This is a genomic window from Massilia sp. MP_M2, from assembly GCF_039123635.1.
GTDB lineage: Bacteria > Pseudomonadota > Gammaproteobacteria > Burkholderiales > Burkholderiaceae_D > Telluria.
In genome coordinates, this window is the sequence record NZ_JBCHJF010000008.1 from 14121 (window position 1) to 26883 (window position 12763).

At 66.1% G+C, this 12763-nt stretch carries 11 protein-coding genes; 8 read left to right on the top strand and 3 right to left on the bottom strand.

The annotated features are described in order from the left end of the window. The first annotated feature begins 128 nt into the window (after nucleotides 1-128). The 7 genes from RCH14_RS16670 to RCH14_RS16700 all read left to right on the top strand — a co-directional run bounded on the left by RCH14_RS16670 (nucleotide 129) and on the right by RCH14_RS16700 (nucleotide 6970). Nucleotides 129-3152: a TonB-dependent receptor gene (locus RCH14_RS16670; protein WP_343027227.1), complete on the top strand. Its 3024-nt coding sequence runs from the start codon at nucleotides 129-131 to the stop codon at nucleotides 3150-3152. Between the two features lie 302 nt (nucleotides 3153-3454). After that, nucleotides 3455-3652, top strand: coding sequence for a hypothetical protein (locus RCH14_RS16675; RefSeq protein WP_343027228.1), 198 nt, complete (start codon nucleotides 3455-3457; stop codon nucleotides 3650-3652). 68 nt (nucleotides 3653-3720) lie between these two features. Next, nucleotides 3721-3897 (top strand): hypothetical protein, encoded by a 177-nt coding sequence (locus RCH14_RS16680; protein ID WP_343027229.1) that lies wholly within the window; start codon nucleotides 3721-3723, stop codon nucleotides 3895-3897. A 180-nt stretch (nucleotides 3898-4077) separates the two neighbouring features. Further along, on the top strand, nucleotides 4078-4455 hold the full coding sequence (locus RCH14_RS16685) for a LiaI-LiaF-like domain-containing protein (protein ID WP_343027230.1): 378 nt from the start codon (nucleotides 4078-4080) through the stop codon (nucleotides 4453-4455). Then, a complete protein-coding gene (locus RCH14_RS16690; protein ID WP_343027231.1) occupies nucleotides 4445-5170 on the top strand; it encodes a LiaI-LiaF-like domain-containing protein in 726 nt (241 codons plus the stop codon). The genes RCH14_RS16685 and RCH14_RS16690 overlap by 11 nt, the downstream gene beginning before the upstream one ends. After that, nucleotides 5170-6237: a histidine kinase gene (locus tag RCH14_RS16695; protein WP_343027232.1), complete on the top strand. Its 1068-nt coding sequence runs from the start codon at nucleotides 5170-5172 to the stop codon at nucleotides 6235-6237. The genes RCH14_RS16690 and RCH14_RS16695 overlap by 1 nt, the downstream gene beginning before the upstream one ends. 4 nt (nucleotides 6238-6241) lie before the next feature. Next, nucleotides 6242-6970, top strand: coding sequence for a LytTR family DNA-binding domain-containing protein (locus tag RCH14_RS16700; protein ID WP_343027233.1), 729 nt, complete (start codon nucleotides 6242-6244; stop codon nucleotides 6968-6970). 4 nt (nucleotides 6971-6974) lie between these two features. Here the strand turns inward: RCH14_RS16700 and RCH14_RS16705 are convergent, their stop codons facing one another. The 3 genes from RCH14_RS16705 to RCH14_RS16715 form a co-directional block, all read right to left on the bottom strand. Beyond that, complete coding sequence (locus tag RCH14_RS16705; protein WP_343027234.1) at nucleotides 6975-9272, bottom strand: ATP-dependent DNA helicase; 2298 nt, start codon at nucleotides 9270-9272, stop codon at nucleotides 6975-6977. Between the two features lies 1 nt (nucleotide 9273). Next, the gene (locus RCH14_RS16710; protein WP_343027235.1) at nucleotides 9274-10941 is read right to left on the bottom strand and encodes a VRR-NUC domain-containing protein; all 1668 of its coding nucleotides are present in this window, start codon (nucleotides 10939-10941) and stop codon (nucleotides 9274-9276) included. A gap of 87 nt (nucleotides 10942-11028) precedes the next feature. Continuing rightward, nucleotides 11029-11760, bottom strand: coding sequence for a hypothetical protein (locus RCH14_RS16715; RefSeq protein WP_343027236.1), 732 nt, complete (start codon nucleotides 11758-11760; stop codon nucleotides 11029-11031). A gap of 60 nt (nucleotides 11761-11820) precedes the next feature. On the opposite strand from RCH14_RS16715, the gene RCH14_RS16720 reads away from it, so the two are divergent. Beyond that, entirely contained in the window at nucleotides 11821-12660 is an 840-nt protein-coding gene (locus RCH14_RS16720; protein WP_343027237.1) for a M15 family metallopeptidase, read from the top strand. The last annotated feature ends 103 nt before the right edge of the window (nucleotides 12661-12763 follow it).

Consider the following 12763-nt stretch of genomic DNA (forward strand, 5'->3'; position numbering starts at 1 on the left):
ATTCCTCCCAGTTATATGAAAGCGAACACAAGTGATTATTCATGATGGCAATCCATCATCAATACTCATCCCAAGCATTTAAAAATTTGCCTTACTTTACCAAGAATTGCACCCTTCCCAGGAGAGAGATGATGTTCAAGCAGAAGCCGCTTGCCGCGGCCGTATCGATGGCCGTCTGGAGCCTTGCCACGTTGCCAGTGCTGGCGCAGGCGCAAGCGCAAGACCAGGAGACCACCGCCGCCGTGCCGATACAGACCGTGGAAGTGACGGGCATCCGCGCCTCGCTGGCCCGGTCGCTGGCGGTCAAGCGCGATGCGTCGGCCAACGTCGAGGTGATCACGGCCGAAGACGTCGGCAAGATGCCGGACAAGAACCTGGCCGATTCGCTGCAGCGCCTGGCCGGCGTGGCCGTGCGCACCGACTACGACGAGGCCGAGAAGGTGTCGATGCGCGGCACCAATCCGGACATGTCGCTGATCATCTTCAATGGCCACGCCGTCAGCAGCGCCGACTGGTATGTAGCCGACCAGGGATCGAGCTCGCGCTCGACCAGCCTGTCGCTGATGCCGTCGCACGTGCTGCAGCAGGCCGTTGTCTACAAGACATCCCAGGCCAATATCGTCGATGGCGGTCTGGCCGGTACCATCAATGTCTCCACGCGTAAACCCTTGTCGGCCAAGGAAAATTTCTCGGGCGTCGTCAGCGTCGGCGCCAGCTACGCCGATCTGCCGGGCCGCTACGCGCCGGACATGAATGGCTCGGTCAACTGGAAGAACGAGGCCGGCACCTTCGGCGTGCTGGCTGCGCTGTTTGCCGAAAAGCGCTACGTGCGGCGCGATTCGGTATCGCGTTTCGCCTACGGCAGCAACAGCGGCTGGGACGTGATCAACACCAGCACCATGAAAGGCATCACCGACGCATCGCTTGCCGGCACCGGCTACACGGCGGCAGATTTGAACGGCGTGCGCCTGCCGGGCTCGATGAGTTCGGAGTTCGTCGAATCGGTGCGCGACCGCAAGGGCGGCATGCTGTCGCTGCAGTTCAAGCCCAACCGCGACCTTGACGTGACCCTTACGGGCTTTCATTCGTCGATGGATGCCGACAACCACGGCCGCCTGACATCGAGCGCCATCTACTCCATGCTGCTCGGGAAGAACGCGCCGCTGGGCAGCACCGTGGCCACCGCCGCCAACACGAATTCGAACGGGCAGCAGGTGTTCGCGCAGATCCGCAATCCGGTCATCGTCAACGAAACCACCGTGTATGGCAACCAGCTCAAGGTACTGAAGGCCGCCGACATCGTGTTCCCGAACGGGACCACGCCGCAGTACGTCGGCAACTCGGAAGGCTTCTACCGCGATGGCGCCAAGGCCGAAAGTTCGTTCCTCGACCTGGACGCCAAGTATCGCGTCAACGACGACCTCACGATCAAGACGCTGCTCTCGAGCACGCGCGGCGTGGGCACGACCGAACTCGATCAGGGCCTGACGCTGGCCCGCTACGGCACCGGCATCTCCTACGCGCTCGGCGGCCTGCATGACGCGCCGTTCGTCGGGTACCAGAACGCCGGCGGCAACCAGCCCGGCCTGAATGCCGACGGCAGCGGCTACACCATCGTCGACCGCGCTGCGTCGGGCGTGCGCACCGTCGACAAGGAATGGAGCGCGCAATTCGACGCCGAATACCGCGTCGATCGCGGCATCCTCCAGTCGCTGGAAAGCGGCGTGCGCTTCTCGGATCACAAGCGCACCAGCGCGCGCCGCGGCCCGGCGTTCCGCAATGGCATCACGCTCAACCCGGTCACGGGCCGCGTCACGTCCAACACGCCGACGCCAACCACCGGCTGGCAAGCGTTCCCGGGCGACTTCGGCGATGGCCTGGATGGCCCGGCCGGCTGGGACAACACCGGTTTCACGTACACGCCGGAAGCGATCAAGGACTATATCGCGGCCAATACCAAGGTCACGAGCGACGCCTTTGAGCGCCGCGTGAGTTCCGAGATCGACATGCAGGAACGCCAGAGCGCCGCCTACCTGATGGCGAACCTGGAACGCGATCGCTGGTCGGGTAACGTTGGCGTGCGCTTCACGCGCACTGAAGTGCAAGCCAATATCGCCACGCCGATTCCCGCTGGCGCCTGCCAGCGCGTCGCGCCGGGCCAGCCGCCCGTGACGTGCGCCGCGTATCCGGGCGCGATCACCGATGCCGGTGACGCGACCCCGTTCTTCGATGGCGCGACGTTCAACCCACTGGCCGGCATCATGTACTACAAGACCCCGACCAAGCGCACCTTCGACAACTGGCTGCCAAGCCTGAACGTGCGCTACGACATGGGCAACGACATGCTGGCGCGCTTTGGCGTGAGCCGCACGATCGGGCGCCAGAACTACAACCTGCTGGGCAGTGGTTTCGGCACACCGGGTTGCGACGCCAATGGCTGCCGCGTCACGGGCCCGAATCCCGACCTCGAACCGCAAACGGCCGACAACGTCGACCTGTCGTGGTCGTGGTACTTCGCACCGCGCTCGATCGTCGCGGTCAGCGTGTTCCATTCGTCGATCGACGGCTATCCAAAGACGGGCGCCGTGGGCGCTGCCACGATCGACCTGCAGGATCCGCGTGACCAGACCGTCAAGTCCTTCTTCATCAACACGGCTTCGCAGCAGGCCGCGAAGATCAACGGCATCGAGCTGCAGTACGAGCAGCCGTTCGGGCAGACCAACTTCGGCTTCACGTCGAACGTCAGCCGCGCCAAGACGAAGGTCGACGATGGCCGCCCGATGGTGGGCGCTTCTGAATGGACCGGCAACCTGGGTCTGTACTATGAAGACCGCAAGCTGTCGGCGCGCCTGGTGGCAAACTACCGCGGCGAGTACGTCAACAGCACGACGGCGCCGGCGCCAACAGCGAACAGCCAGGGCCTGACGGTGATCAACGGCGTGGCCATGCCAACCGCGCCGACCTACGCCGATGCGGTGACGACGCTGGCGCTGTCGGCCAACTACTACTTCACCGAGAACCTGGAGCTCGCGTTCAGCGCGACCAACCTGACCAACGCCAAACGCGCGCAATATCGCTACAGCGAAGAAGAGCAGCAAAAGCTCGACGTCAGTGGTCGCCAGTATTATCTGAACCTGCGTTACAAGTTCTGATTGCAGCATGCCGCGAGGTAGGGTGGACGGCTATGCCGTCCACGCGTTCACACCAACGTCGCTCCGTGGTATGCGGGGTCGCGTTGAACGCGTGGACGGGAGACCCGGCCACCCTACATCTGTAGCTCATCCGTATTGACGTCCAAAGTGTGCGGCATCTAACGGTGAATCCCGAACGCAGCCCTTAAGATGCTCCTGTCTGAGTGAGGAACGCGCGAAGTAATTCGCAGCCATCCGACACCTCAACAGGTTAGCCGGTCGCCTCGAGGATCGGCACCAATTTCACGAGCGGTGCAGGCCTTGTGCCTGCATCGGTCGGCAAGGAAGCGGAGGTTGCCGTGTTCGATGTCAAGCATCCATCAAAGCACCTGGTGCGCGAATACCTCGCGCGCCGCTCACGTGATCGTACGCCGCCACCGGCGCCCGATGAAATCCGGCGTCAGTTCGGTTGGGCCATGCTCATCCCTGCAGCCCTCAAGGGCGCCCCGACCGCAAAGTAACGTCTGCACATGTTTTCGCGTCGACGTCCTGACAAGGACGCGGCGCATAGTTCAACCAAGGAGACCTCATGACCACCCGAATCGGAAGCAAGCACATCGCTCAACATCGCGGCAAGGCAGAACGCCTCGACATCAAGCGCACCAATATCGCACGCGAAGCCGTGCGTCAGGCCGAAGCCCGTGCCAAGTACCGCAACGTGCCAAAAGGCCTGATCAAGCGCCAGGAAGCCGCCAGCGCTACCTGATCGCGCCTGCGCTGGACACCCAACCCGCCATCACGGCGGGTTTTTTTTCGCCTGTTCATGTGCGGCCGGCGCTGATTCGCCATTCGCCGGTAGGGACTCGTCATTCGCCGAAAACTACTTTCCCCAACGCGCCTACCCTTGCTATCGTGATCCCTATTCGATCACAGGGAGATCCGCACCATGCAATCCGAAGAGTCCTATCGCTGGCGCAAGCAAATCGTCTGGGGCCTGCTGCTCATTGTCGTCGGCGCCGTCGTGCTGCTCGACCGGCTGTACTACATCAACGCCGAAGATTACTGGCACTACGCGCCGCTGCTGCTCGTCGCCGTCGGCATCAGCCAGACGATCGGCTACCCGAGCCCGAAGGAATTCGGCAATGGCTTGTGGACGGTGTTTACCGGCCTGTGGCTGTTCGCGGTGCTCGAGAATGCATTCGGCCTGACGTTCCGTAACAGCTGGCCGCTGTTCATCCTGATGTGGGGCATCAAGCTGGTGCTCGATCCATTCATCGCGCGCCGTTTCCTCAACAACCAGAAGGTGAGCCGCCATGAAAAATGAACGCATGCCAAGGGGTGTGACGGGCCAGGTCGTGCTTGGCGTGCTGGTCATCGGCATGGGCCTGCTGTTCCTCCTCGATAATCTCGGCCTGGTCGACATGCACCGCGCGTTTTCGTTCTGGCCGATGCTGTTCGTGATCGTCGGCACGGTCAAGCTGTGCGACACACGCAGCCAGGGCGGCACGCTGCTCGGCGCAGCGCTGGTCGGGGTGGGCATCCTGATGATGCTTGACCGGCTCGACATCATCGACTTCAGCGTGCGCACCCTGTGGCCGCTGATTCTGATTGGCCTGGGCGGCATGCTGGTGGCCAAGGCGCTGCGTAGCCGCGGCATGACGGACGGCAGCGCTGCTAGCAAGGGCGCCGGCATGCTCGATAACACCGGCAGCGGCGACGTGGTCGATATCACGGCGATCCTGGGCGGCTACGAGCGCCGCGTGGCAACGCAGGATTTTCGCGGCGGTGAAATCACCGCGGTCATGGGCGGGTGCGAACTCGATATGCGCGGCGCCTCGATCCGTGGTGAAGCGGTGATCAACGTGTTCGCCTTCTGGGGCGGCGTGACCATCAAGTGTCCGCCCGACTGGACCGTGATCCTGCTTGGCACGCCGATCCTGGGCGGCTTCGAAGAAAAGACCGTCGTGCCACCGGATGGCAGCAAGCGCCTCATCATTCGCGGCTACGCGATCATGGGTGGCGTGGAAATCCGCAACTGATGGGTCGGCTGTTCTGGGCCGGGCGCAGCGCCGCGCTGTATCTGGCGGCCTGGCTGATGCTGGGGCTGATGCTCGCGGGCCTGCTCGACGCGGCCACCGGCGCCGGCATCGGGGCCAGCCTGCTGTTCGCGCTGCCGCTGATGCTGGTGTATGCGAGCGTGTGCGGCTATTCGAGCTATTACCTGTGCCGTGCCTACCCGCTGGCGACCAAGTCGCTGCGCTCGGTACTGGTCGTGTTCTTTGTCACGGCCGCGAGCGCGGCCCTGCTGTGGTGCGCGGCGGCGCTGGCCTGGGCGGCGTTGTGGCGCTGGCTGAGCCCATCGATGGGCGGTGTGCTGCTCTCGGCACCCATCGCGGCGGCGATGTTCGGCGTGGGTGTGCTGCTGTACGGGATGACGGCCAGCGCGCATTACCTGGCGCTGGAGTTCGAGCGTGCGCGCCGGCTGGAAACGCGCGAACTCGAACTGAAGCTGCTGGCGCAGGATGCCGAACTGCGCATGCTGCGCACGCAGATCGACCCGCATTTTTTGTTCAACAGCCTCAATTCGATCAGCGCGCTCACCAGCATCGATGCCGTGGCCGCGCGCGACATGACCTTGCAGCTGGCCGGCTTCTTTCGCCATACGCTGGGACTCGAGGCCCACCGCAAGGTGGCGCTGTCCGACGAAGTCGAACTGACGCAGCGCTTTCTGGCGATCGAGCAGGTACGCTTCGGGCCGCGCCTGGCGTTCGCCTGCGAGATGGCCGACGACGCCGCACGCTGCCTGCTGCCGCCGATGATCCTGCAGCCGCTGGTCGAGAACGCGGTCAAGCACGGCATCGGGCAGCTGCCGCAGGGCGGCGTGGTGCGCGTGCAGGCGGCGCGCGCCGGCTCGCAACTGAAGCTGCGGGTCGAGAACGATGTCGATCCGGATGGCGGGCTGGCCCGCAAGGGTGGTGGCGTCGGCCTGGCGAACGTGCGCCAGCGCCTCGCCGCTGTGTATGGCATCGACGCCAGCGTGCATGCGACACGCGATGGCGCGATTTTTCGGGTGGAGCTGATCCTGCCCGCAGACATGGGAGACTGACGGCATGCGGGTTCTGATCGTGGACGATGAACATCTGGCGCGCGCGGTGCTGCGCGAATACCTGACGCCGCACGCCGACATCGAGATCGTCGGCGAATGCGCCAACGGCTTCGAGGCCGTCAAGGCGATCGCGGAGCTCGACCCCGAGCTCGTGTTCCTCGACATCCAGATGCCGAAACTCGACGGCTTCGAGGTGGTCGAGCTGGCCGGCAGCAAGCCGCACTACATCTTCGCCACCGCCTACGATGGGTTCGCGCTGCGCGCGTTCGAAGTGCATGCGATCGATTATCTGCTCAAACCGTTTTCGCGCGCGCGCCTGGGCGAAGCGCTGGCGCAGGCGCGCCTGCGTTCGCCCCAGCCAGCGCAGATCGAGGCGGTGGTGAAGGAAGCCGCGGCGCGCCACACGCCGCTCGAGCGCATCCTGATTCGCGACGGCGCCCGCGTGCACGTGGTGCCAACGGCCAGTGTCGACTACATCGAGGCGCAGGACGACTATGTGGCAGTCTGCGCGGACGGCAGGCAGTATCTCAAGCATGGCAGCCTGGCCGAACTCGAAGCGCAGCTCGATCCCGCGATCTTCGTGCGCATTCACCGTTCGCACATCGTCAACCTGGGCGCGATCGTGCGCATCGAACCGGTCAGCAAGGACAATCACTGCGCCGTGCTGCGTAGTAGCGTGAAGCTGCCCATCAGCCGCAGCGGCTACCAGCGCATCCGCGAGCTATTGGCGTAGGCAGTCAGCGCGAATTATGCGCGCCAAGCTCCCACCAGGCCGGCATCAGCGCGCGGATGCCCGGCTGGGCAAAGCGGTCATCGATCAGCCACACCACGCCGCGATCCTGCTCGGTGCGGATCACGCGGCCGGCCGCCTGCACCACTTTCTGGATGCCCGGGTACAGATAGGTGTAGTCGTAGCCAGCGCCAAACAGCGTCTGCATCCGCTCGCGCAGTTGCTCGTTGACGGGGTTCACCTGCGGCAGGCCGAGCGTGGCGACAAACGCGCCGATCAGCCGTTCGCCCGGCAGGTCGACGCCTTCGCCGAACGCACCGCCCAGCACCGCAAAGCCCACGCCCGCGCCGCCGATGGCGAAGCGGTCGATGAAGCCCTGGCGCGCCGTCTCGCTCATGCGGCGTTCCTGGCGCCAGGCCGTCACGCCCGGGTCGAGCCGGGCCAGGGCGCCCGCCACCTGGTCCATGTAGTCGAAGCTGCTGAAGAATGCCAGGTAGTTGCCGGGACGTTCGTGGAACTGGCGGGCGATCAGTTCGGCGATCGGCTGGACCGATGCGGCGCGCGCCTGGTAGCGGGTCGAGATCCCTTTGGCGACATGCACATCGAGCTGGCTGGCGGTGAACGGCGAATCCACCTCGACCCAGGCCGTGTCGGCCGGCAGGCCGAGCGTGTCGGTGCAGTACTGCCAGGTGCCAAGCGTGCCCGAGAACAGCGTGCTCGAATGCGATGCGGCAAAGCGCGGGCCGAGAAACGGCGCCGGCACGACGTTGCGAATGCAGATCGTCGAATCGCGCAGGGTAGGGCGGTCGGCGTCGCGCGCCAGGTCCACCAGCGAGTGCGGCCCGAACGACTCGGCCAGGCGCGCAAATTGCAGCGCATCGAAATGAAAGCGCTGCAGGTCGGGCTCGAGCGGGCCGGGGAACGCGGCCAGGTGCTCGTTGATGGTGCTGGACGCATCCTGCAGCGCGTCGACCAGTTTCGCTGGGATCGACTCGAGCAGTTGATACGGTGCGGGCGCGCCCTTGTCGACGTTGGTCCAGGCACGCCCGACGCGTTCGAGCGCTTTCTTGATGGCCGGTGGGGCGACGGCGCGCGCGGCGCGCAGCAGTTCGCGGTCGATCTCGACGCTGTACATCGAGCGCGCGCGGTTGACGAGGTTGTGCGCTTCGTCGACCAGCACGCTGGCCTTCCAGCCGTTGGCCTGGGCCAGCGCGTACAGCATTGCGCCGCCGTCGAAATAATAATTGTAGTCGCCGACGATCAGGTCGACCCAGCGCGTCATCTCGCTGCCCAGGTAGTACGGACAGACGTCGTGTTCGAGCGCGACGGTGCGCAGCGCCTCGCGGTCTAGCACCAGCACCTCGGCCGCCGCGGCGCGCGCGGCCGGCAGGCGGTCGTAGAAGCCGCGCGCCAGCGGGCAGGCCTCGCCATGGCACGCCTTGTCGGGATGCTCGCAGGCCTTGTCGCGCGCGGTCAGTTCGAGCACGCGCAGCGGGGTTGCGGCTTGCGTTCCCTTGGCGCCGCACAATTTGGCCGCGCCATCGAGCGCCAGGCGCCGGCCCGGCGTCTTCGCGGCCAGGAAAAACACCTTGTCGATGCCTTGCTGCGGCATGGCTTTGAGGGTCGGGAACAGGCTGCCGACCGTCTTGCCGATACCGGTCGGGGCTTGCGCCAGCAGGCAGCGCCCGCTGGTGTTGGCGCGGTAGATGCTCTCGGCCAGGTGGCGCTGGCCGGGCCGGAAGTCGGCGTGCGGAAAGCGCAGGTGCGTCAACGCGTCTTTGCGCGCGGCGCGGTGCGCGCTCTCTTGCTCGGCCCAGCTCGAAAAGCGTTCGCACAGGCCCGCAAAATGGCTCTGCAGCCAGGCGCTGTCGCGCTGCTCGCGCAGCACCGTTTCGACGCCGCTGCCGATGTCGTAATAGACGAGGGCCAGGTTCACAGAGTCCAGGCCGCGCTCCTGGCACAGCAGGTGGCCATACACGCGCACCTGCGCCCAGTGCAGATGGCGGTGGTTGTCGGGGATGGACTCGGGGCGGCCGCGGTGCGTTTTGATCTCTTCGATCAGGTTTTCGTTTTCGTCGTAGCCATCGGCGCGGCCGCGCACGCGCAAGCCGTTCCATTCGCCGGACAGCGGCAGCTCGGCGCGGTAGCCGTCGCCGCGGCGCGCGGCGACGACGGCGTGACCGGCGATGCCTTCCTGGGCGCTGGGCGAGGGCGTGAAGCGCAGGTCGAGGTCACCCGCCTTGGCGGTGAACTCGCACAGCGCGCGCACGGCGATCGTGTAGACGGGTTGCGTGGTGCCGGTCAAATCAGGCCGCCATCCCGGGCGCCATCTCGGGCGCCAGATCCCAGACCAGGTAGCACACGGCCACCGGCATTGCATGCGCGGCGCAGTACTCGATCCAGCGCTGCTGGTTGTCCTGCAGGCGGTCGCCGGGACCCTTTACTTCGATCATCGTGTAGCGGCCCTCGAGCGGGAAGAACTGGATCAGGTCGGGAAAACCCGTGCGGTTTTCGCGCACGTCGGCCAGGATCCGCTCGCACCACTTGCGCAGGTGCGCGGCCGGAATGCAGGCCAGGGCCAGTTCGACCAGCTCGAGGCTGATGCCGTCCCAGTGCACGAAGGGCGACTGCAGGCCGGCCTTGTCGCGGTAGGTCGCGCGGATCGTGTCGCGGTAGGCGCCGGAATCGAGTTCGTCGAAGCAGGCGGTAAATTCGGCCAGGCGGCGTCCGTAGAAGTCGGCGCTGTACAGGTCAGCCGGCCCGCGGTGGAACGGGTGGAAGAAAGCGCCGGGGATGGGGGCGAAGATGGCGCGCCAGCACAGCAGGCCAAACAGTGTATTGGCCAGCGCATTTTCGACATAGAACACGGGCGCACCGTCTTGCGCCAGGTGGTCGCGCACCGCGCCTTCGACCCAGCGCTCGCCGTTCGGCGGCGCCAGGCACAGGTCGATGCGCTGCACGTCGGTCTTCGGCAACCGGCCCAGGCGCGCGTGGCCCAGGCGGCGCGCCAGGCGCGGCGCGATGCGGGCCAGGTGCTGGCGCTCGGCGTCGTTCTCGGGCGCGGCCTGGGCGTTGGTCAGCAGCGCCCAGGCATCGTCGAAGCGCTCGTGTTTTTCGAGCACCCGGATGGCGCGGCCCCGCGCGCCGGGGTAGCGGCAGCGCTCGTAGGCGGCAAAAGCGCCATCCCAGTCTTTCTGCTTTTCGTAGTGCTGGCCGATCTGGAACACGAGCTTTTCGCGCCGGCTGGCCAGCCAGTCGTTGTCGAACGCATGCTCGGGCAGGTCGCGCACGACATCCTCGACGGCTTCGCCAGCAGAAAAGCGCTCGCGGCACGCGTGCAGCAGGATGTAGTGGTCGATGTCGGCGCGCTGGCGAAAACCGCGCGAGGCCGGCGAGATGTCGACCTGCTCGTAGCGGAACAGGCCCAGGTCGGACAGTACGAAGTCGGTCCAGCCCTGGCGCAGGTTGCCGAAGAAAACCAGGCGCAGGCGGTCGCACAGCGGCTTGACGAGGATGCGCCAGGCCACGTCGGGGCAGTCGCCATACCAGCCCGAGAAGCGGCGGGGATCGGCGCAGTCGGCGCGCAACGTTTCGAGCAGATCGCCCTTGCGCGCGCTCTTCTGGCGCAGGTGCGGAAAGGCCTGGGCGACTTCGGGCTTGGAGAGCAGGTCGAATAGTTCGTCGAGCGAGAGTTCGGGATCGGCTTGGATCCAGCCGGTGCCGAGCAGGTGGCCGGCGGCCTCGACGGGGCAGCCGATCTCGGCATAGCGCAGTTTGCTGGCGCGAAACAGGGTGCCTTTTCGCATGACCATGCGCACGAACAGCGCGCGCGCCGCATGCGGCAGCGCAGGGAAGGCGGCCAGGAACGCGTGCTCCTGCGCGTCGAGCAGGTCGGCATAGCGTTCGCCGATCCAGTCGAGAACGCGCTGAAAGTTATCCAGATAATAAAACTCGTTGTCCAACAACCTGATCATGACCGCCTGCATTACTGTTCTTATGTACAGTATAAGCCCGGGCAACCAGGGAATCCAGCAGTTTCGGCGCGATCGTCCGGTGCCGCGCTAGCGCGTTGGCCGGGGACGACAGGCGTCGTCGGTGCAACGATCGGGCCCCGTCTCCGAGTCGGGCAGGGCATGGCCATTGGCGTGGTAGATGACGGCCGAGATCAGGGCGACATCGCTGTCCGTGGTCTCGGCAACGCGCGCCGGGCCGGCATGTCGTGCCAGCCGTGCTGCCTGGCGCGCTGCGGGGGCAGGGGCGGGTGCGCGGACACGGAGCGGCGTCGGCGCCGTGGCCAGGGTCTTGGCGGCGCTGCGCTCGGGTGCAGGGGCCGTGCGCGTGGACTTGACGGGTTCCCGCTCCGCATTCGCCGGCTTCAACAGGCGCAGCGGAGGCGCCGGTGACTGCAGTACGTCCACCCTGGCGACCACGGGCAAGGCAGGCGCCAGCACCGGTGCATCGACGATCACGGCAGCGGCCAGCGGCGCCGCCGGTTCGTCGGCCGCGATGGCGCGGGCGGCGATCCCCGCATGCGCCGGCGCGACCCTGTGCGGGCCGTCCTGACCCGCTGCCAGCCAGGCCAGGGCGCCCGTCAACCCGAGCGCGGCGAGGACGGCGCTGCCATACCAGGCCAGCCGCACGCCGGTGCCTCCTGGCGCGGCGCGGCGCGACGGCTCGCGTTCGAGCTTGGCGAGAATGCTGTCTTCGTTGCCGCCGCGCCGCGCCGACGACATCAGATCGGGCCGCGGGTGCGGTTGCGTGGGGTTTGCTTGATCTTCGTCTGATGAATGCATGACAGCACTCCTAAGATGGGGTTTTTCCAGTTCTGATTAGAAACAATCCTGGAGGTACCGATGCTGATTTTTATCGCGCTTCTGTACGTTTCTGGCGCATCTGGCCTGATCTGGCTTGCCGTGTTCCCGGCAGGTCGCGCATTGGCAACGCGCAGCATCGGCCACCTGCGCGCGCTGGCACGGCGCGCTGGCGCATGGCGTCAAGCGCGCGGGCGGGCGCCCGATGCCATGCGCGATGCGGCCGCCCGCACCGTGCGCGAGCGCCTGGTGCGCGCCTTGCGCCAGCACCGGGTCTTGTTCGCGGTCGTCGCGCCGCTGATCCTGATCCCGCCGCTGCTGGCGCTGGCGCTGAGCAATCCCGCCATGCTGCCGGTGTATGAAGGCAGCGCTGCCATGCCGGATGAACAAATAGCGGCGCTGCTGGCCGGTGAACGGTTGGCGCCCCCCGTGGCGTTGCCGCCCGACGTCTTCACGACCGCCGAAGTCGAACTGGTGCGGCCGATGCTGGTGGGCGCGAGTCGCAACTGGGGCTTGCTGCACCCCGATTTCAGCGCGCGTCTGCTGCTGGCATTCAAGATCATGCGCGAGCAGCACGGCTACGAGATGGCGTTGCTCGAAGGCTACCGCAGCCCGGCGCGCCAGGATGCGCTGGCGGCCAGTGGCAGCAACGTCACCAATGCGCGCGCGTTCCAGAGCTGGCACCAGTACGGCCTGGCGGGCGACTGCGCGTTCCTGCGCGACGGCAAGCTGGTGATTTCGGAAAAAGACCCGTGGGCGATGCGCGGCTACCAGGCCTACGGACAAGTGGCCGAGTCGCTCGGCCTGACCTGGGGCGGGCGTTGGAAGATGATGGATTTTGGCCACACCGAGTTGCGACTGCGCGGGGTGATGCAGCGCTGATCCGTCAATGCGCCAGCGTTGCGCCAAGTCGAGCGTGTTGCGCCTGCTCAAGCGGCGGCGGCCATGCGCATGCGAGCATTTCCTGTGAGACTCTTTTTCAACG

What these genes read in the sequence shown, in the direction of transcription:
- RCH14_RS16670 (WP_343027227.1), top strand. Translation starts at nt 129, where the DNA reads ATGATGTTCAAGCAGAAGCCGCTTGCCGCGGCCGTATCGATGGCCGTC.
- RCH14_RS16680 (WP_343027229.1), top strand. Translation starts at nt 3,721, where the DNA reads ATGACCACCCGAATCGGAAGCAAGCACATCGCTCAACATCGCGGCAAG.
- RCH14_RS16685 (WP_343027230.1), top strand. Translation starts at nt 4,078, where the DNA reads ATGCAATCCGAAGAGTCCTATCGCTGGCGCAAGCAAATCGTCTGGGGC.
- RCH14_RS16690 (WP_343027231.1), top strand. Translation starts at nt 4,445, where the DNA reads ATGAAAAATGAACGCATGCCAAGGGGTGTGACGGGCCAGGTCGTGCTT.
- RCH14_RS16695 (WP_343027232.1), top strand. Translation starts at nt 5,170, where the DNA reads ATGGGTCGGCTGTTCTGGGCCGGGCGCAGCGCCGCGCTGTATCTGGCG.
- RCH14_RS16700 (WP_343027233.1), top strand. Translation starts at nt 6,242, where the DNA reads ATGCGGGTTCTGATCGTGGACGATGAACATCTGGCGCGCGCGGTGCTG.
- RCH14_RS16710 (WP_343027235.1), bottom strand. Translation starts at nt 10,941, where the DNA reads ATGATCAGGTTGTTGGACAACGAGTTTTATTATCTGGATAACTTTCAG.
- RCH14_RS16715 (WP_343027236.1), bottom strand. Translation starts at nt 11,760, where the DNA reads ATGCATTCATCAGACGAAGATCAAGCAAACCCCACGCAACCGCACCCG.
- RCH14_RS16720 (WP_343027237.1), top strand. Translation starts at nt 11,821, where the DNA reads ATGCTGATTTTTATCGCGCTTCTGTACGTTTCTGGCGCATCTGGCCTG.